Source organism: Chitinilyticum litopenaei DSM 21440, assembly GCF_000428145.1.
GTDB lineage: Bacteria > Pseudomonadota > Gammaproteobacteria > Burkholderiales > Chitinibacteraceae > Chitinilyticum > Chitinilyticum litopenaei.
This window is the reverse complement of record NZ_ATZJ01000005.1, coordinates 1-19,855: the sequence shown is the minus strand read 5'-3', so window position 1 is coordinate 19,855 and position 19,855 is coordinate 1. Positions and strand designations below refer to the sequence as shown.

The window sequence follows — 19,855 nt, the reverse complement described above, 5'->3', positions numbered from 1 at the left end:
ATGCAACGATGCACTCCGGAGCTTGCATGTCGTTTGCCGCCCTCGGCCTGTCGGACGAAATCGTCCGTGCCGTGACGGAGCGTGGCTATACCACGCCCACCCCCATTCAAACCCAGGTTATTCCTTCCGTGCTGGCCGGTGGCGACATTCTCGCCGGCGCCCAGACGGGCACCGGCAAGACCGCCGGTTTTGTCCTGCCGCTGCTGCAGCTGCTCAATACCCGCCCGCCCCGGGCGGATGGCAAGATCCGCGCGCTGATTCTCGCGCCGACTCGCGAACTGGCCGCACAGGTCGAAGAGTCCGTGCAGGCCTATGGCGCCCATCTGAAGTTGCCCTCCATGGTGATGTTCGGCGGTGTTGCCATCAATCCGCAGATCAAGAAGCTGCAAAAGCGCGTCGACATCCTGGTGGCCACGCCGGGCCGCCTGCTTGATCATGCCCAGCAGGGCACGCTGGATTTGTCCGGCATTGAAATCCTTGTTCTTGATGAAGCCGATCGCATGCTCGACATGGGCTTCATTCATGACATCAAGAAGGTGCTGGCCCTGCTGCCGCCCCAGCGCCAGAACCTGCTGTTCTCGGCCACCTATTCCGATGAAATCAAGGCGCTTGCCGACAAGCTCCTGAACCAGCCTGTCCTGATTGAAGTGGCGCGCCGCAATGCCGCCGCCGAAACGATCGCGCAGCGTGTCCACATCGTTGATCGTGACAAGAAGCGCGAGCTGCTCACCAAGCTGATCCAGGACAACAACTGGCACCAGGTGCTGGTGTTTACCCGCACCAAGCATGGCGCCAACCGCCTTGCCGAACAGTTGAACAAGTCCGGCGTCACCGCGATGGCGATTCATGGCAACAAGAGCCAGAACGCGCGCACCAAGGCGCTTTCCGAATTCAAGTCCGGCGAACTGCAGGTGCTGGTGGCTACCGACATCGCAGCGCGCGGCATCGACATCACCGAATTGCCGCATGTGATCAATTTCGAACTGCCGAATGTGCCGGAAGACTATGTGCACCGTATCGGTCGCACCGGCCGTGCTGGTGCTGAAGGTGAAGCGCTGTCGCTGGTGTGCGTTGATGAATTCAAGCTGCTTGCCGATATCGAAAAATTGCTGAAACGCGAACTGCCGCGCTTTACGCTCGAAGGCTTCGAGGCCGATCTCAGCGTTGCGCCGGAACCACTGCGCAAGCCGCGTGAACCGCGCGAGCCTCGTGCTCCGCGGGCGGCCAAGCCACCGCGCGCACCAGCCAGGGCCAAGCCGTCCGCTGCGACGGCTACGCCGGCTGCGGAACAGCCGGCACAGGATGTTCCGAAGCGCCCCCCGCGTGCACGCAAGGCTGCTCCGGTCGCTGCCCTGATGGGTGGCAGTGGTGTCAGTGACAATGCCGTGCCGCCAGCCGGTACTGAAGCATCCGCCACAGACCTGCCGCAGGCCGGTGATGCCGGTGCGGATGGCCAGGCGCCGCGCAATGGCGGCAACAAGCGCCGCCGTCGCAAGCCAGGCGCCCGCGAGGGTCAGGCTGGCAACGGTCAGCCCCGACAGGGGCAGGGGGGCGGTAATGGCCAGCCGCGTGAGCAAAAGCCGCGCAAGCCGCAGGCTCAGCCGCAGGGCCAGGGCCAGGGCAAGCCCAAAGCGGCGCAGGACAATCCCCGTCGCCGTGACCCCGACGCACAGCCGCTGAGCAATGAAAATACGCCACTCTGGGCGTATTTTGGCGACACTCCGCGCCGCAATCGTGGCGGTGGTGGTGGTGGCGGAAATCGTGGTGGTGGCAACCGTGGCGGCGGTAATCGCGGCTTCTGACGTACAAGGGCACAAACATGCAAACCGTGTTCATTACCGGCGCTGGCCGCGGCCTGGGTCTGGAGTTTGTCCGCCAGTATCTGCGCGAGGGCTGGCGGGTCATCGCCGCCCGCCGTCAGGGCAATGCCTGGCTGGACGAATTGCAGCAAGATCATCCAGAGCACTTGCGCCAGTACGCACTGGACGTCGCCGACCCCGCAGCCATCGCGGCCTTGCCGCAGGCATTGGCAGGTGAGGGTATCGATCTGCTGATCAACAACGCCGGGGTTTACGGCGGCATACATCAGCAATTGTCCGATCTCGACCCGGGCGAGTTCATGCGGGTCATGGCCATCAATGCCCTGGCGCCACTCCAGCTCACTAGGGCCCTGCTGTCTGCCTTGCGGCCTGCGGCACGCATTGTGCATGTCACCAGCCTCATGGGCAGCATGGCCGACAACGGCTCCGGTGGCGACTATGCCTACCGGGCATCCAAGGCAGCGCTCAATGCCATCGGCAAGAGCATGGCGGTCGACCTGTACGGCCGGCATCCGGTGATTCTGCTGCATCCGGGCTGGGTGCGCACCGATATGGGCGGCAGCGCCGCGCTGATCGACGCCGAAGAAAGCGTCAGCGGCATGCGCGCCGTCATCGCCGGTTTGCATGACGGGCACAGCGGACGTTTTTACCGCTATAACGGCGAAGAATTGCCCTGGTGATTTTTTGAGCCGGGTCAGCTGGCGATGGGGAATATCTATTTAAGTATTTCCTAATTCTTGCAATAAACTTTCTTTGCTGCTAGATTTGGCGGGTCGATACGCAGGGTTCTATCCCGATGGAATTGTCCCGCTTGCTGCTGCTTGGAGTGGTGTTGCTGGTGGCGCTCTTGCTGGCCTGGCTGCTGTTCAGTGGGGCGCGCCGGGCGGAAACGCGGCCCGAAATTCCCTGTACGGTGCTCAGCATCAGTTGCCGAAACCTGCCCAGGCTTAGCAAAACCAACGGCGTGCTCAGCCGTGAAAACCTCAATGCCGACCCTGGTGCCCCAGGCTTTGCGCTGTTGATGGTGCTGGCCTGTACGATGCTGGCGCTCTTCATCTTCAGCCTGTTCTATCTGTAAGTCGGCAGGGCAGGCTTCTGCAGTACCTTGCCCGTACGGTTCTTGGCCGTGAGCATTTCCCGATCCTGCCGCGGTCGCTTGCCGAGTAGTTTCTCATCGTCCGCGCTGCGGGTTTGCTTGTTGTATTTGGCGTGTGCTGTGCCCGGATGCTTGCTGCTGCGAGCCTGGCTTGTTCTTCTCGGTTTTTGCTGGTTTCTCACGCAAGACGCACCCTGGCTGCGGTCTCGTTCCAATAAGGGCGCAGAAAACCAGAATAACCGCGCCATTCGGCGTCGTGCGGATGAATTCCGGGCTAGAATCGGCAGGTTTGCTTGCCGTACTGTTGCCCATGCCTGCCGAATCTCCGAGTTTTTCGCCCGAACTGCTTGAGCAAGTCAAAAGCCTGCCCGATCTGCCCGGCGTGTACCGCTATCTCGCCGCCGACGGCACGGTATTGTATGTCGGCAAGGCGCTCAGCCTGAAAAAGCGGGTTGGCAGCTACTTCCAGAAATCCGACCAGAGCCCGCGCATCCGCCTGATGCTCACGCAGGTGGCGCGACTGGAAACCACGGTCGTGCGCAGCGAGGCCGAGGCGCTGCTGCTGGAAAACAACCTGATCAAGGCACTCAGTCCGCGCTACAACATCCTGTTTCGCGATGACAAGAGCTATCCCTACCTGATGCTGTCTGGCCATGCCTTTCCGCGGTTGGCCTATTACCGCGGGGCACTGGACAAGAAACACCAGTATTTCGGACCCTATCCGAATGGCTATGTCGTCAAGGAGTCGATCCAGCTCCTGCAGAAGGTCTTCAAGCTGCGTACCTGTGAAGACAGCGTGTACGCCAACCGTTCGCGGCCCTGTCTGCTGCACCAGATCAAACGCTGCACCGCGCCGTGCGTCGGGCTGATCTCGGAGGAAGCTTACCGGGCCGACGTGCACAAGGCCGTGCAGTTTCTGCAGGGCAAGACCAGCGAGCTGCTGGCCGGCATGGAGGTGCGCATGCACGAACATGCTGCACAATGGCAGTTCGAGGAAGCGGCGGTCCTGCGCGACCAGATTGCCGCGCTGGCGCGTGCGCAGGAACAGCAGGCCGTGGAAAGCAAGGGCAGCGATCTGGATGCCGATATTCTGGCCTGTGTGCTCAAGGACGGGCTGCTGTGCGTGAATCTGGCCATGGTGCGTGGCGGGCGGCATGTGGGCGACAAGAATCTGTTTCCCAGCCATGCCGAGGGATACGATGAAGCCGAGGCGCTGGCCGCCTTCATCGCGCAGCATTACTTGAATCGCACTGTACCGGCCGTGCTGTTCTGTACTCCCGAACCTGCCGACTCAGGGGTATTGGCTGCAACCCTAAGCGAGCAAACGGGGAGGAAGGTATACCTCAATAGCAACCCCAAGGGCGAGCGCCGCGTCTGGCTGGAAATGGCGCGCCGCAATGCCGAACTGGCCATCCTGCAGCGCCAAAGCGCTACTGCCACGCAGCAGGGGCGGCTGCAGGCGTTGATCGAGGCGCTGGATCTGCCCGAGGACACCCGCCGCATCGAGTGTTTCGACATCTCGCACACCATGGGCGAAGCTACGGTGGCTTCCTGCGTCGTGTATGACCGTTTCGATGTACAGCCCAAGGAATACCGCCGCTACAACATCGCTACCCTGAAGCCCGGCGAGGCCGCGCGCGCCGATGCCATCACGCCCGGTGATGATTACGCCGCGATGAAGCAGGTGCTGACGCGCCGCTACAGCAAGATCGCCGCTGGCGAAGGCGTGGTGCCAGACCTGATCCTCATTGATGGCGGCAAGGGGCAGCTGACGCAGGCCGAGGCCGTGATGGCGGAAATCGGCCTGGCTGATCCGGTGCTGCTGGGTGTGGCCAAGGGCGAAACCCGCAAGGCCGGCCTTGAGCAGCTGATTGTCGAGGGCACGCACGCCAGCGTGCGTCTGCCCGCCAATCACCCCGGCCTGCACCTGATCCAGCAGGTGCGCGACGAAGCCCACCGCTTCGCGATTACCGGCCATCGCGCACGGCGCGCCAAGACGCGCGTGGCCTCCAGTCTTGAGGACATTCCCGGCGTCGGCCCCAGGCGCCGGCAGAAGCTGCTGACCCGCTTTGGCGGTATCCAGGGCGTGAAGGCGGCCAGCGTGGCCGATCTGATGCAGGTCGATGGCATTCATGCCGCGCTGGCGGAAGCGATCTACGCCGCACTGCGCCAGTAAGCGTCGTATCTGGCCGATCTTGTTGCGCTTGTAGGCCATGCTTTCACTCCGCTTGTCGCGCACTGAACGACATACGCAAAGTTCGTCATAAAATGTCTTGACATCATATGTCGGCAGGCCTAGTCTGAGTCATCAACAGCGAGGAGAGGCCATGGAAACAGCTTTGCATCAACGCATTCAGGCCGCCGGCCAGCAACTGGCGACGGTGCTGGGGGCAGTGGAAACCGCGCGCATCAGCGGCGAGGTCGAGGTTTTTCGCCTGACGATTGCCGGCAGGGAAGAGCTGCCGATTTTCATCACCCAGGCCGACAACCAGCTGCTCTGCATCTGTTATGTGTGGACCGAAGCCGATGTACTGCCGGCACGGCGCCTGGAGATGCTCGAAGCCATGCTCGACCTGAACGTGGCGATTCCGCTGTCGTCCTTTGGCCGCATCGCTGACAAATACCTGTTGTATGGCGCCTTGGCCTGCGACGCCGGCACCGACGATCTGGTGCAGGATCTGCTCGCGCTCAGCGACAACGCCATCGATGCGCTCGAAGCCATGGCCGAGTACCTGCACTGACCGGCCGCAGGTGCGCTGAGCAAGTCCGCCTTGTGTTTACCCGGCATTTGTCTGTCCCTTGCAGGCAAATGCACCGCAGCTAGGAGAACGACATGTCCATTTTCAGCAAGATTCTTACCGCCCTGCGCGGCAGCGCCCGCGAAATCGGCGAAAGCGTGGTCGACAACAACGCCACCCGCATCTACGAACAGGAAATCCACGAATCCAAGGCTGCGATTGCCAAGGCCAAGCAGGACCTGACGCTGGTGATGGCGCAGGAAAAGGCCGCCCAGAGAGAAATTGAACGGCTGGACAAGGAAGTTTCCCGTTACGAAGAGCACGCGCTGGCCGCACTCGACAAGACCGAGGAAAAGCTGGCCGAAGAGGTGGCCGCCCACATCGCCGAACTGGAAACCGAACGGGCTGCCCAGGTCAAGGCACAGGCCGAGTTTGCCGGCCACATCGTCAATCTGAAGGGGCTGATCCGCACGGCGGAAACGCGCATTCGCGAGCATGAGCGCGAGCTGGCCGTCGCCAAGACCACCGAAAGCGTCTATCGCGCGACCGAGTCGATTTCCACCAGCATGGGCAGCGGCGCCTCCACGCTGGGCAATGCACGCGAGTCGCTGGAGCGGATCAAGCAGCGCCATACCCAGGCCGCCGACCGCATGGCCGCCGCCGAAGAACTGGATGCCGAATTTGGCAACCGGGCGCTGGAAAAGCGTCTGGCCGACGCCGGAATTGGCGACACCGGCGCCCGCAAGGGTGAGGTGCTGGCCCGCCTCAAGGCGCGCCGCGCCGGCGCCGCGCAGCCCGAGGCCAATCCGGAGCAGGGCGCCAGCGACAAGCCGGCAGATGACGCATGAGCAGCCGCAAGCTGCCCGAGCGCTGGCAGACGTCCGAACCCGCGATCCGCGCCGTCCAGGTGGCTTTCGATGTCGAGGATCGCGTGCTGCAGGCCGTGCGCCGCGCCGCTTTTGAACACAATCTGAGCAACTCGGACCAGATTCGCAAGGTGCTCGGCCTCTCTGTCTCCAGCCGTCCCAAGCGCCCGCGCCTGACCGTTACGCTGTCGGATGACGACTACCGCGAGCTGGCACGGCGCTACGGGCTGGCCGAGCAGCAGCGGCTGGAAATCAAGGAACGCGTCTTGCAGGCTTTGATTGAGTTTGCCAGTAAGGAAAGCGTATGATGCCTGAAATATGGGGGCCGCCGTTCTTGCTGCTGCTGGCAGGCCTGTATTACTGGCTTGCCATTTACCCACCCGGCGCACAGCAGGAGTGGGAGTCGCTTCCCGAGCGCGACGTTTATCGCGACCGGCATGGCGGACTGGTTTGCCGCTGCTGTGGTGCGCAGGAAACACTGGATACGGGCTTGCTGCGCCACACCGATTTCCGCCGGCGGATTGTGTGTGCGCACTGCAAAACCCCGCTCTGGCGCGAAGAAGAACGGTGAATTCAGCGGCGTGCTGACAATAACAATTCTGCATTTGCAGGAACAAGACTATGGATAGCCTGATCGCCACGATCACCACCTTTCCCACCGCCATCTGGACGGTGCTGCTGGGTGTCGCGCTGCTCTACTGGCTGGCTTCGCTGATCGGTCTGGTCGACGACGCGTTGCATGTTCAGCACCACGCGCATGCCGAGTTGCATGCCGATGGTCATGAAATGGGCGATTTCGCCGCCAAGCTGATGGCCATGGGCCTGGGCGGCGTGCCGTTCTCGCTGGTCGTGACACTGATTGCGCTGTATGGCTGGCTGACCTCCGCGCTGGTGCACCAGTTCCTGCTGTGGCTGCCACCGCTGCTGCACTACCTGGTCGGCGCGGTGCTGCTGCTGGCGAGTTTCGCGCTGTCTCTGCCGGCCACCGCCATCACGCTGCGCCCCTTGCGCGGGCTGTTTGTCACGCACAACGCCATCAACAAGGCGGTGCTGGTCGGCAGCGTCTGCAAGGTCAGCACGCAAAGCGTCGACGAGAAATTCGGCCGCGCCGAGGTGGCCAGCGGCGGCGCACCCTTCAATATCCGCATCAGCGCTACCAGCCCGAATGCGCTGGCCAAGGGCAGCAAGGCGCTCATTACCGATTACGACGCCACCAGCGACACCTTTACCGTCACCGAGCTGGATGACGGGGTATTTTAACGCAAGCCAATTACTTATTGACCTTTGGACTTATACCCATGAATGAATTACTCGAAACCGGAGCAGCCATGACCCCCATCGTACTGGCGATCGGCATTTTTGCCTTCGTCCTGTTTTGCGGCTTTCTCATGTTCATCAAGTTCTACCACAAGGTGGAGCAGGGCAAGGCGATGATCGTGAACACGCTGCGCAGCGAGCCCGAAGTCACCTTCACCGGCCGCATGGTCTATCCGGTCATCCACAAGATGGAGCTGATGGACATCTCGCTGAAGACCATCGTCATCAAGCGCGCGGGCAACGCCGGGCTGATCTGCCGCGACAACATCCGCGCCGATATCGAAGTCACCTTCTTTGTACATGTCAACAAGGCGGCCGAGGACGTACTGCGCGTCGCGCAAACGGTGGGCTGCGAGCGCGCCTCCAGCCAGGAAACGCTCGAAGAACTGTTTGCCGCCAAATTTGCCGAGGCGCTGAAAACCGTCGGCAAGGCCATGGACTTCGAAGACCTCTATCAGGCACGCGACAAGTTCCGCGATGAAATCATCCGCCAGATCGGCGACAACCTGTCGGGCTATGTGCTGGAAGACGCGGCCATCGACTACCTAGAACAGACGCCGATGGATCGCCTCGACCCGAACAACATCCTGGACGCACAGGGTATTCGCAAGATCACCGAGCTGACCGCCATCCAGCACGTCACCACCAACGAGCTGCAGCGCAACGAGCAGATGCAGATCAAGAAAAAGGACGTGGAAACCACCGAAACGATTCTGGAACTGCAGCGCCAGCAGGCCGAAGCCGAAGCGCGCCAGCAGCGCGAGATCGCCTCGGTGCAGGCGCGCGAGAAGTCCGAATCCGACCGTGTGACCGCCGAGGAGCACGCCAAGGCCGAACTGGCGCGCATCCAGGCCGACCAGCAGATCGCCGTGCAGATGGAGAACATGCAGCGCGAGAAGGAAGTCGCGGAGAACAACCGCAAGCGTGCCGTGGCCATCGAGGAAGAAAAGGTCACCCGCGCCCGCTCGCTGGAAATCGTCGACCGCGAACGCGAAGTGGCGCTGCAGGAAATCAACAAGGAACGCGCGATCGAAGTCGAGAAGAAGGCCATTGCCGACGTGATCCGCGAGCGCATCGTCGTCGAACGCACCGTGGCCGAGCAGGAAGAGGCCATCAAGGAACTGCGCGTGGTTGCCGAAGCCGACCGCACCCGCAAGGCCGTGGTGATCGGCGCCGAAGCACAGGCCGAAGAGCAGCTGGTGCTGCAGGTGAAGGCCGCCGAGGCCGACGAGCGCCGCGCCAAGTTCAAGGCCAACGAAGAAATGACGCTGGCCGACGCCAAGCTCAAGGTGGCCGAGAAGGACGCCGAAGCCAAGAAGCGCGAAGCCGAAGGCGTGGAAGCGCTGGACGCCGCGCCGGGGCTGGCCGCCGCCAAGGTCATGCTGGTGCAGGCCGATGCCAAGGAAAAGGATGGCCTGGCACAAGCCCGCATCAAGATCGCCGATGCCGACGCGGTGGCCAAGCAGGGCGCCGCCGAAGCCGAGGCGCTGCGCCTGAAGATGGAAGCCGAAGCCACCGGTCGCGAGAAACTGGGTCTGGCCGACGTGCAGGTGAAGGCCGCCGATGCCGAGGCGGTCGCCAAGCAGGGCGAGGCCACGGCCTTTGCCGTCACCAAGCGCGGCGAAGCCGAAGCGGCGGTGATCGAAGCGCGCCTGTCTGCCGAATCGAAGGGCCTGGCCGAGAAGTTCGGCGCGATGCAGAGCATGAGCGATGCGGTGCGCGCGCACGAAGAATTCCGCCTGCGACTGGACTACGCGCACATCGAAACGATGAAAGCCATCGAAGCCAATACCGGCATCGCCCGCGAACAGGCTGTGGTGCTTGGCGAAGCCTTGTCCAAGGCACGCATCGACATTGTCGGCGGCGAGGGCGATTACTTCGGCAAGTTCGTCAATTCGCTGGCCATCGGCAAGGCCATCGACGGCACGATCAACAAGAGCGACATGCTGCAGCTGGCACTGAAGGACCATCTGGCCGGCGAGCGCGACCTGATCACTGACGCCAAGGGCCTGCTGTCCAGCCTCGGCAACTCCGCCGACGAGCTGCAGAACCTCTCGGTAGCTAGCCTCTTGCACAAGGTCAGCACCGACGGCAATCCGGCCACGCAGCAGGCGCTGGCGCAGTTGCTGCAGTCGTTCCGGCCCGGCAAGTAAGAGCAAGTGGGCGGCGCGCGCAAACCGGGCCGCCTCATGCGATTGGTTGGAGGGTATCTGCCTGCAGCCTATTTACAGTATTGATTTGGTGACAATACCCAATGAGTGGCATCAGTTGCATCAGTTGTGAAGGCAAGCTGCAGCGCAGCGAAATCCAGCATGGCCTGAAGGCGCAGGTCTGCGCCGATTGTGGTGGCGTCTGGCTGGATCTGGACGAGTACAAGGAGTGGCTGCTGCAAACGGCCATCGTCGTGCATGAGGGCGATTTTTCCTCGCTGGTCGAGGTCAGCGAGCAATCACCGCATGCGCTGTTCTGCAGCGATTGCGACAGGATGCTGCACAAATACCGGTTGTCGCCGCAATTGCCGGTGCGCATCGACCGCTGCTCGCCCTGCGGCAAGGTCTGGCTTGATGCGCCGGAATGGCAGGTGCTGCAGCAGCAGGGCGAAACCACCGAACTGCTGCGCGTGCTCAATGACCGCGGCCAGCGCGAAATCCGCGAAATGGAAGCGCGCCAGCGCCGCGAACAGGCCGACCTGCGCCGCTTTGGCGCGGTCGATTACCGCCGCCTGCAGGATGTGCGCAGCTGGCTGGACAGCCATCCGCTGCGTGCCGAGCTGCTGGCCTATCTGCAAAAGCCGGCGAATTGAGTATCGCCAGGCGCTGTGCTTGCCTAGTGCTGATCGAGTGTTTGCAGGAGCGCGCTTGCTCGCGATTAGTGCTCGGTTCTGCTGCTCATCCCTGCCGGATGTCGCTGCGCCTTTCCAGTCTGTGCCCCGGATGTTTTTCAAACGTGCTGGATTTTTTTTGATAGTCAGCTCGAAATTTTCCGCTGACGTTTAAGCAGGTTGCCCATGACCACCGTAGACCAGGACCTTGCCGCCAGTGGCGGTTACGATTTGCTGCGCCAGCGCCTGGCGACCCAGGGCGAGGCGCTGGCGGCGCAAACCGGGCAGCTCAACGAAGCGCGCCTTGCCGCCTTTGGCCGTGCCGAGCTGCGCCTCTTGGGGCGCACCCGCGCACGCACCGAAAACAACTGCATGGCGCGCGATCTGGTGCGCGTCGGCGAGCTGCTGTTGTTTGGCTACAACGTCTACATCGGTCTGCGCAAGGAAACCCGCATCGACGATGTGTTCAGTCTCTATCGGCTGACCGGCGAAGGCGAGCAGATCGAGCTGGAAAGCGTGGCGACTGCCGGCAGCTTTCTGGATGATCCGCGCTTTGCCGCCGATTTCCGCGAACTCTACGCCTATTACAAGAACGCCAGCCTGCTACAGCTGCGCGTCACCACCGACAAGCTGCTGGTGGCCTTCCAGATCGGCCAGCGCATTACCGATACCCGGGTATTTCGCTGGCAGCTCGACAAGACGGGGGCTGTGGCGCAATACATCGATAATCGTGGCGAGCGCGACATTGTCTTGCCGCCTTCCCACGATTTCGAATGGACGCCGACGACGCGTGCCGACCATGTCAACGGCAAGCACCCGCATGTCAATGTGCTCGATACGCTGTTCGTCGAAACCATCGGCGGCGATCTGACGGTCAAGGTCGAAAACAATACCGAAGTCGGCCGGGGCATTTACAGCGAGCCGGTCGAGGATGCCCACCAGTCGCTCAACGATGCCGAAATCAGCTACGTGCAGCTTGGCACGCTGATCCTGCTGAAAATCCTGCCTTATCGCGAAACCGAATACCGCTATCTGGTGTTCAATGCGCGCACGCAGCAGGTGATGCGCATCGACCAGATCGGGCAATCGTGCGTGCAGTTGCCGGAAGACCACGGCATCGTGTTTCCGGGCGGCTGCTATCTGCAAAGCGGTGAATACAAGACGTTTGCCGAGGATGTCAGCGGTTTCAAGTTCAAGCGCATGATCCGCTCGCCCAATGGCGAGGACGTGCTGTATGTGTTCTACGCGCCCGAGGCAGGCCGGCTGGCGTTGCTGGGCTACAACCTGATCGAGAAAACACTGTCTTCGCCGCTGTTTTCCAACGGTTACGCGCGCTTTGACGATGGCCGCGTGCTGCTGTTTACCGCCGAGGCCGAGGCTGGCCGCACGCATCCGATGCAGCTCTGGATTACCCCCTTTTGCAGCGAGGAATACGCTGCCAGCGCGCCGCCGCCGGGCTTTTTCGGCCGCATCGGCAATGCCGAACTGGTGCGCGGCATTGCCGAGCTGTACGGCATTGCCCGCAGCACGCGCGAACAAAGCCCCAGCCGCCTGGTGTACGACGAGTTGCTGCGCGCCATTGCGCGCATTCTCGACGGCTATTTCTGGCTGGACAGCGAGGAGGCCGGCCAGCTGGATCGCGCACTGAAGGCCATCGCCGAAACGGCCAGGCTGACGCTCGACGAATTCGACAAGGTGCAGAGCATCCGCAAGGCGGCCGCGCAGGCACTGGCGCAAGCCGAAGCCGGCAACAAGCAATTGCTGACCGACATCGCCGCCACCATCTGGCGTCTGCCGCAGCAGTTTGTCGATGCCCTGGCGCGCCTGCGCCGCCAGCGCGGCGAGCTGCTGGGCCTGCGCGAGCAGCGCTATATCGATCTGGTACGCCTTGAGCAGCTCGATGCTGCGCTGGCCGGCGAGCAGACGCGCATCGCCGACGAGACGATCCGCTTTCTGGCCGATGAAAAGGCCTTTGCGCCGTATCACCATGAACTGGAGCGCATCGCCGGCGAATTGCCGGTGGTCGCCAGCGTGGCGCTGCTGGAGCCGCACTTGCAGGCGCTCGACGCCACTGCCGCCGGGCTGGATCTGCTGACCGAACTCCTGTCGGGGCTGGAAAGTGGCGATCCGACGGTACGCACGCGCATTCTTGATGCGGTCAGCGAGGTGTATGCGCGGCTCAACCAGGTGCGCGCCGCCGCACGCAGCCGCCGCGACACGCTGGCCGTGGCCGAATCCAGCGCCGAATTCGGCGCGCAGTTCAAGCTCTTCGCGCAAAGCGTCGCCAATGCACTCGATCTGGCCGCCAGCCCTGAGCAGTGCGACGACGCGCAAACGGCCTTGCTGACCCAGCTCGAAGACCTGGAAACCCGTTTCGGCGGCCAGGAAACCTTCCTCGCCGACATCCTCGCCAAGCGCGAGGCGGTGATGGAAGCCTTCGCCGCCCGCCGGCAGATTCTGCTGGAAGCCCGCCAGCAACGCGCGCAAGCACTGGCGGCTGCCGCGCAGCGCATTCTGGCCAGCATCGAAAAACGCATCAGCCGCTTTGCCACGGCAGAAGAGCTGCACAGTTATTTCGCGGCGGACGCGATGGTCGTCAAGCTGCGTGACTTGATCAGCCAGTTGCGCGAGCTGGGCGACAGCGTGCAGGCCGATACGCTGGAAGCGCGCGCCAAGACGCTGCGCGACAACGCCGTGCGCATTCAGCGCGACAAGGGCGAGCTGTTCTCCGCCGAGGGCATCCGGCTGGGCAAGCACACCTTCACGGTGGCCACGCAGGCGGTCGACCTCACGCTGGTCAACCGCGACGGCGAGCTGTGCCTGCATGTCACCGGCACCGAATTCTTCGACCCCGTGCGCGACCCGGCGCTGGACGCACTCAAGCCCTTCTGGGCGCAGGCGCTGGTGTCGGAAAACGACGATGTCTACCGCGCCGAATACCTGGTATGGCATATGCTCAAAGCCCTTCACGCCGGCGAGCTGCAGAGCGATACCCTGTTTGCCGCCTTGAACAGCGAAGGCGGCCTGCTGCCGCTGGTGCGCGATTACGCTGCGCCGCGCTATCAGGAAGGCTATCAGAAGGGCGTGCACGACCATGACGCCAGTCTGATCCTCGCCGCGTTGCTGCCGATGGATCGTGACGCCGGCCTGCTGCGCTTCGGTCCCTTGCCGCGCGCACTGGCCGTGCTGTGCTGGCAGTTCGGCGTGTGGGAAAACGACAAGGCGGTGTGGCGCGTGCGCGCCGACAATGCGCGGCGCATCGCGCAGGAATTCGGCCACAACGCCGCGCTGGATGCCTTGCGTGACAGCCTGCAGGCACACTGCGCAGCCTTTGCCGAGCGCGAAGGCCTGCCGCTGGCTGGTGCGCTGCTCGCAGCCAGCGTCGACTACCTGCTGGCCGAGCTCACCAGCGGCCAGCCCGACTGGGCGGCGAGCGGGGATGCACTCGATCTGGTCGCGCAGCTGCGCCAGCAACTGGAGCGCCGTGGCGCCAGCGGTGCGCTGCACGAAGGCCTGCAGGCCGGCACGCTGGCGCAGCGCTGGCAGCTGGCACTGCACTGGTGCGAGGCCATTGCCGCCAGCCTGAACCTGCCGCAAAACTACGCACCGGAAGCCGCCGCGATCCTGCTGGTCGAGCTGCCGCGTCGCCGCATCAATGTGGCGCTGACCGTGACGCTGGCTGGCCTGCTGGGCCAGCACCCGCGCGTGCAGGACGGGCAGCTGGCGCTGGATCTCAACGAATTCCGCCTGCGCCTCTCGGCCTACGATCACGAGGTGGTGCCGCCGTTTGCCGAGCTGCAGAAACTGCGGCAGGCATGCGTCGACAAGCACCGTAAAGCCTTGCGTCTGGAGCAATACCAGGCCAAGCCGCTGTCCGGCTTCGTGCGCAACCAGCTGATCGACCAGGTGTATCTGCAGCTGATCGGCGACAACCTGGCCAAGCAGATCGGCACCGCCGGCGAAACCCGGCGGGGCGACCTGATGGGCCTGTTGCTGCTGATTTCGCCGCCGGGCTACGGCAAGACCACGCTGATGGAATACGTCGCCAACCGGCTGGGGCTGGTGTTCGTGCGCATCAACTGTCCGGCGCTGGGCCACGACGTCACCACGCTCGACCCGGCGCAGGCCGGCAACAGCGCCGCGCGCCAGGAGCTGGAAAAGCTCAACTTCGGCCTGGCAATGAGCAATAACGTGATGCTGTACCTGGACGACATCCAGCACACCAACTCCGAATTCCTGCAGCGCTTCATCGCGCTGTGTGACGGCACGCGCCGCATCGAAGGGCTGTGGCGCGGCGAGGCGCGCAGCTATGACCTGCGCGGCAAGCGCTTCTGCATGGTGATGGCGGGCAACCCCTACACCGAAACCGGCGAGGCCTTCCGCATTCCCGACATGCTGGCCAACCGCGCCGACATCTACAACCTTGGCGACGTGCTGTCCGGCCGCGAGGCGCTGTTTGCGCTGTCCTACATCGAAAACAGCCTCACCGCCAATCCGGTGCTGGCGCCGCTCTCCAACCGCGATCCGGCCGACATCCAGCGCTTCCTGCGGCTGGCCGCCGGCGACACGGTGCCGCTGACCGACTTCAAGCATGCCTACGGCGCGGCCGAAGCCGGCGAAATCGTCAGCGTGCTGCAAAAGCTGTTTGTCGTGCGCGAACTGCTGATGAAGGTGAATGCCGCCTACATTGCGTCTGCCGCACAGGCCGATGCCTACCGTGTCGAGCCGCCGTTCAAGCTGCAGGGCAGTTACCGCAATATGGCCAAGCTGGCCGCGCGCGTGTCAGCGATCATGAACGAGGCCGAACTCATCAATCTGGTGCGCGACCACTATCTGGGCGAGGCGCAAACACTGACACACGGCGCCGAGGAAAACCTGCTCAAGCTCGCCGAACTGCAGGGCGCACTCACGCCACAGGAGGCCGAGCGCTGGGCGCAGATCAAGCGTGATTTCCTGCACCACAAGCGCATGGGCGGCGCCGACGCCGACGGCGCCACCAAGATCGCGCAGCAGGTCTCGCATCTCGCGGAAACGCTGAGCGCCATCGATGGCCGGCTGGCCGATGAACGCCCCAGCCTGCGCATCGCCGACGCGCTGGCCGGCATTGGTGCCCAGCTCGACAAAACGCAGCCCGGCATGGTGATCGCGCGCGAATGCCGTGACGGCCTGACACGCATCGACGAAGCGCTGCGCGCCATCCGCCCAGAGGTGAACATCGAGCCGCAGCCGGAAATGGTGAAGGTGCTGCAGGGGCTGGCGCATGCTTATGAAAACGCGCTGATCCCGGTCATCAGCGCCATGCAGCACAAAATCCGGCTCGATCACGACATTTGGGATCGCGTGCAGCAGATTTCCGAACAGATCAAGCAGCTGGATATCGAGCTGCGCCGCGCCGGCAAGCCAGCCAAGGGCGGGGACGGGCTACCACCGACCGGATAAGCCCGCGTTCGCCAGCGAGGCAGTCCGCAGGGCAGGGCAGCCTGCACCGGTGATGCGTTGGCCGGGGTCATGCAGCGCAGCGATGTCGGCTGGCAAGGTTGCGGAAGCAGGGAAGTGCAGTCCGCTTCCCCTTTCTGGATACGTATCCACCTGGCGCAGGTGGCCGAATTCGTCCCAGGCGAAGCGTCAGGTTTGCGGGCGGAAGCCCGTGCGGTGTTCGCTGCGCTCGATGACGCGGCCGCAGTCGTCGTAGCGGTAGCGCCAGGGGCCGGCTTCGCCGAGCTGGTCGGCCTGGTAGCGGTGCAGGTGCTCGGCATCCTGGCGCTGGCTGCTGCTGAGGTGCTGCAGCGCGTCGTAGCGGTAGTGTTCGCGCTGCTGCGGGTCCTGGCCGGGCAGGCGCTGTTCGCGCAGCACGGCGGTGATCTGGTCGCGCGGGTCGTACTCGAAGCGGGTCTGGCTGATCTCGCTGCCGTGCTGGCGTTCGCGGATGGCGGTGAGGCGGCCGGTGGCGTCCCTCTGGTAGCTGTGTTGCTTGGGTATGTAGCTACAGCCATTACTAATAAATGGTTGTGGCCATATACCATTACATCATGACAATGGCCACCACCCGCACCAGCACGGCTTGCCCTAGGCCGATGTCCGGGAAGGGCGCGGCTAGGCACATTACACCCGTCCCGACCGAATGCCGGGCGGCTAGGCATGACTTCTGACGAACTGTTTATCATTACAGCACCATCCGGCATCCGCGCTGTCCGCAGCCTGGTGCGTTTTGCTCGTCTTGCGCCGGAAAAACCGGCTGGTTTGCTGAAAAAACAAGCAATTCAGCAGAGGCGTTGCGCTAATTTCTGCACTGCCACCGCAGAAACACCGACCACTCAGGCTGAAATACAGGCTTGAATCAGCACGAGAAAGCTGCGACGGATACGCGGACAGCACAGGTTTTTCAAGATGTGCTGTATGGCAGGTGTGGAGAGAAAATCAGTGCACCTCAGGTTTGCAGAAAAGCCTTGCTGAGCACATTGTATTGATATAGCTGCCGTTCAAGTCCCCATTTTTTCGTTCCAACGAGCTTCAAAATGTCGTTGGAAATCAGCCATGGCGGCAAGTTATTTGTAAGATCTTGATAGTGCACATCGGATAGCAAGGCATATTTACCCTGTTTTTCTGTCCCCATAATGCAAGATTTTCAGTGCGGAGATCAGCATGCCAGCCAGAATGGATTGCTGCTTCGAGCAGAGCTTTTTCCAGCAATAAATTATCTTCCCTCACTGGGTTTTTCCCGCGTTTGCAAATATGGCTTGGATTGCTCAGTTCGGCAATGATGGCGTGTTGCAACTGAGTAAATGATGGCTCAGTGTTTTGAATTTTCTTGCTGACCAGATCAAAAAATTCTTTGTCCTTGTCCCAGTTTTCCGCTACTTCAAGGCCTAGTGCATAAGGCGATGAAATCCAGCTATTGTCCAACTCTTCGATTTGTCCAATTATCATGTCGCAGTGCTGCCCATCTTGCTTGCTGGTGTATGCATGAACATAGCTGCAAACGATGGGTTGTTGGCTGAGCATTTTGCCCCAGCCATAGAATCCACTATCCCATAGACCATACAGTGGTACATACCCGGACTGAACCAGGTCGTTTCCTAAGTTTTTAATTGATGTCTTGATTGGAAGCATGTGACCAGTTCTTATCTTTGCTCGGATGTTTTTGCAGACGGTTATTCTGCATCATCTGAAAGTATGTATGTTGAACATCGTTGAAAATTAAGGCTGTGAGCGATCAATTTAAATGCAGGGGGGGTGTGCTAGTTATTGTTATTAATTGGCCGTCATCAATTATATTCAGTCCGATTATTGGAGTGTCTGCACGCCATTCGCTTAGGGTTAGTTCTTCCACATGGCTGGCTGTTAATTCAATGCAAATAGTGTTGAAGTCTTGGTTAAATGTGCCCCATTTGCCCACTTCGGTGCTGGGTTTTTCATGTGTTTGTAGTGTAAAGGTGGCTATGTTGCCGCCGTGCAAATTTATCCCTATTAATCGGGCGCCTCCAAAAATGTCGCTGTCGAATATTTTTTTCAAAAAGTGATTGTTAGATATGGCGTCAATCTGATTTTTATGGGAAGTTGTAGTGCCCATGGGTGCCTCCTATATGTCCTCTCACTTTTTTATAGTTCCTGCAAAAAATCTTTCTTCGAAAGAAAATATGATTTTATTTGTGTTTGGTATATATGTTATTGAGTTTTCGTCAGAGGGGAGGAAAAAATCATTCCAATGTTTACTCACTGTTTTTGCTGGTGCCAGGCATGAACAAAGGGGGCCCCAAAAAAAAATAACGAGGGTTGCGTTTTTCAAATGATTTTTAAAGAAGAGTTCGCCTTTTTTTGGATTTGTGAAATCAAGAGTCTCTGAGTGTCTGATTTTTATTTGGCTTTCATTTAGTAGTAACAGGTGGGTGTATTTTTTTGATATGCAGTTGTGCCATAATTTTTTTGAGTGCTCTTTATCAAAAAAAATTAGTTCTTTCTTTTTACTTGTTGATAATGTACAGGATGGGTCGTTAATTCGCCATGACTCTGGGTGGGTGTTTTCGTTGAATAGTATTAATTTATTCATGAAAAATATGCCCTGTTCCGCCGCTTGACTTGCCGGTTGACCAGTCTTTCCATTTTATGTGTGGCAAATTATTTTCTGGGGCGTTTGCTGTGTTTTGCTCATTTGGATGGTTTTCATAGCCCCTTTTGTACGGTGTCTCTGTATATGTATCCATTTTCTCAATACTCCCTTTGGATTCGGTTAATAATTTTTCTGCATCTGCTTTGTTGGCCGTTCTAAAGTTTGATTTTCCACCATTTTTTATGGTATTTACAGCCTGCTTCCATAAAGGGGTTCCAGGTTTTATAATAGGCAAATTTGTAGCATCGCCAACATCGTTTCCGGTAAGCCCACATTTGATTAACCCCCACGGATCTATCCACTGCAAGGGATCGTGCACATAGGCATGCGTGCGCAGGCCGCCGGCCAAGCCCAGCGGATCGGGGCTGAGGTATTGGCCGCTGGCAGGATCGTAATAACGGTGCAGGTTGTAATGCAAGCCGCTTTCTGCGTCGTGCCATTGGCCGGCAAAGCGCAGCGGGCAATCGGGGGCGTGATTGGCCGAACTGCCCCAGTGTGGCGTGAGGGCGGCCAGCTGCGCGGGGACGGCGGCGCCCCACAGCGTGTGGCTGGCGCGCCACAGGATGTCGCCGTTGCTGGCAAACAGCGTGTGCGGGCTGCCGTTGGGGTCGCTGGCCAGCGGGTAGCACTGGCTGGCGGGGTCGTCGGGCTGGCGCAGCGTTTCCTGTGCCAGCGGCGTGAAGCTGCCGCTGCGGTAGTGCCAGCGGGTGACTGATGGCGGAGTAGCCGGCGCATCCGGCGTGGCCTGGTCGGCGTCGCGCCAGTCCCAGCGTTCGATGAGCTTGCTGCCCAGCCAGAGGAAGTGCTGGCGCGGCGCCTGTTTGCGGGTGGGCGTGCTGCACTGTTTGGCGGTGCGGCGGCCAAAGGCGTCGTAGCGGTACTGCCAGCGCTCGCCATCCGGCGTATCCACCTGGCGCAGGTGGCCGAATTCGTCCCAGGCGAAGCGCCAGGTTTGCGGGCGGAAGCCCGGGCGGTGTTCGCTGCGCTCGATGACACGGCCGCAGTCGTCGTAGCGGTAGCGCCAGGGGCCGGCTTCGCCGAGCTGGTCGGCCTGGTAGCGGTGCAGGTGCTCGGCATCCTGGCGCTGGCT

The 19,855-nt window shown here is 61.2% G+C and carries 18 protein-coding genes; 13 read left to right on the top strand and 5 right to left on the bottom strand.

Going from position 1 to position 19,855, the window contains the following annotated elements:
* Positions 1–26 precede the first annotated feature (26 nt).
* The 12 genes from C515_RS19300 to C515_RS0103085 all read left to right on the top strand — a co-directional run bounded on the left by C515_RS19300 (position 27) and on the right by C515_RS0103085 (position 16,097).
* Positions 27–1,802: a DEAD/DEAH box helicase gene (locus C515_RS19300; RefSeq protein WP_081686720.1), complete on the top strand. Its 1,776-nt coding sequence runs from the start codon at positions 27–29 to the stop codon at positions 1,800–1,802.
* Between the two features lie 17 nt (positions 1,803–1,819).
* Positions 1,820–2,500, top strand: coding sequence for an SDR family oxidoreductase (locus C515_RS0103135; protein WP_028454343.1), 681 nt, complete (start codon positions 1,820–1,822; stop codon positions 2,498–2,500).
* A gap of 116 nt (positions 2,501–2,616) precedes the next feature.
* Entirely contained in the window at positions 2,617–2,898 is a 282-nt protein-coding gene (locus tag C515_RS0103130) for a hypothetical protein (RefSeq protein WP_028454342.1), read from the top strand.
* Positions 2,899–3,226: 328 nt separating this feature from the next.
* Positions 3,227–5,092, top strand: coding sequence for an excinuclease ABC subunit UvrC (gene uvrC, locus C515_RS0103125; RefSeq protein WP_028454341.1), 1,866 nt, complete (start codon positions 3,227–3,229; stop codon positions 5,090–5,092).
* Positions 5,093–5,243: 151 nt separating this feature from the next.
* On the top strand, positions 5,244–5,657 hold the full coding sequence (locus C515_RS0103120; RefSeq protein WP_028454340.1) for a DUF2170 family protein: 414 nt from the start codon (positions 5,244–5,246) through the stop codon (positions 5,655–5,657).
* Between the two features lie 92 nt (positions 5,658–5,749).
* Positions 5,750–6,502, top strand: a complete 753-nt coding sequence (locus C515_RS0103115; RefSeq protein WP_028454339.1) for a PspA/IM30 family protein — start codon at positions 5,750–5,752, stop codon at positions 6,500–6,502.
* Positions 6,499–6,828: a hypothetical protein gene (locus C515_RS0103110; protein ID WP_028454338.1), complete on the top strand. Its 330-nt coding sequence runs from the start codon at positions 6,499–6,501 to the stop codon at positions 6,826–6,828. Before C515_RS0103115 ends, C515_RS0103110 begins: the two co-directional genes overlap by 4 nt.
* On the top strand, positions 6,825–7,091 hold the full coding sequence (locus C515_RS0103105; RefSeq protein ID WP_051304576.1) for a hypothetical protein: 267 nt from the start codon (positions 6,825–6,827) through the stop codon (positions 7,089–7,091). The genes C515_RS0103110 and C515_RS0103105 overlap by 4 nt, the downstream gene beginning before the upstream one ends.
* Before the next feature lie 50 nt (positions 7,092–7,141).
* Positions 7,142–7,780, top strand: a complete 639-nt coding sequence (locus C515_RS0103100; RefSeq protein WP_028454336.1) for a hypothetical protein — start codon at positions 7,142–7,144, stop codon at positions 7,778–7,780.
* A 68-nt stretch (positions 7,781–7,848) separates the two neighbouring features.
* The gene (locus C515_RS0103095; protein WP_028454335.1) at positions 7,849–9,990 is read left to right on the top strand and encodes a hypothetical protein; all 2,142 of its coding nucleotides are present in this window, start codon (positions 7,849–7,851) and stop codon (positions 9,988–9,990) included.
* A 101-nt stretch (positions 9,991–10,091) separates the two neighbouring features.
* Entirely contained in the window at positions 10,092–10,640 is a 549-nt protein-coding gene (locus C515_RS0103090; protein ID WP_028454334.1) for a TFIIB-type zinc ribbon-containing protein, read from the top strand.
* A gap of 204 nt (positions 10,641–10,844) precedes the next feature.
* Positions 10,845–16,097, top strand: coding sequence for a DNA repair ATPase (locus tag C515_RS0103085; protein WP_028454333.1), 5,253 nt, complete (start codon positions 10,845–10,847; stop codon positions 16,095–16,097).
* Between the two features lie 186 nt (positions 16,098–16,283).
* Here C515_RS0103085 and C515_RS24995 read toward each other — a convergent pair whose 3' ends face one another.
* Entirely contained in the window at positions 16,284–16,637 is a 354-nt protein-coding gene (locus C515_RS24995; RefSeq protein ID WP_505621092.1) for a hypothetical protein, read from the bottom strand.
* A gap of 159 nt (positions 16,638–16,796) precedes the next feature.
* On the opposite strand from C515_RS24995, the gene C515_RS23425 reads away from it, so the two are divergent.
* Complete coding sequence (locus tag C515_RS23425; protein ID WP_144290317.1) at positions 16,797–16,994, top strand: hypothetical protein; 198 nt, start codon at positions 16,797–16,799, stop codon at positions 16,992–16,994.
* 192 nt (positions 16,995–17,186) lie between these two features.
* Here C515_RS23425 and C515_RS23420 read toward each other — a convergent pair whose 3' ends face one another.
* From C515_RS23420 to C515_RS19295, 4 genes are all read right to left on the bottom strand, one after another.
* Positions 17,187–17,768, bottom strand: a complete 582-nt coding sequence (locus C515_RS23420; protein ID WP_144290316.1) for a hypothetical protein — start codon at positions 17,766–17,768, stop codon at positions 17,187–17,189.
* 103 nt (positions 17,769–17,871) lie between these two features.
* Positions 17,872–18,228 carry a hypothetical protein gene (locus tag C515_RS23415; RefSeq protein WP_144290315.1) on the bottom strand — a complete coding sequence of 119 codons (357 nt, stop codon included), beginning with the start codon at positions 18,226–18,228 and terminating at the stop codon, positions 17,872–17,874.
* Positions 18,229–18,249: 21 nt separating this feature from the next.
* Positions 18,250–18,705, bottom strand: coding sequence for a hypothetical protein (locus tag C515_RS23410; RefSeq protein ID WP_144290314.1), 456 nt, complete (start codon positions 18,703–18,705; stop codon positions 18,250–18,252).
* Positions 18,698–19,675, bottom strand: coding sequence for an RHS repeat-associated core domain-containing protein (locus C515_RS19295; protein ID WP_211233970.1), 978 nt, complete (start codon positions 19,673–19,675; stop codon positions 18,698–18,700). Before C515_RS19295 ends, C515_RS23410 begins: the two co-directional genes overlap by 8 nt.
* Between the last annotated feature and the right edge of the window lie 180 nt (positions 19,676–19,855).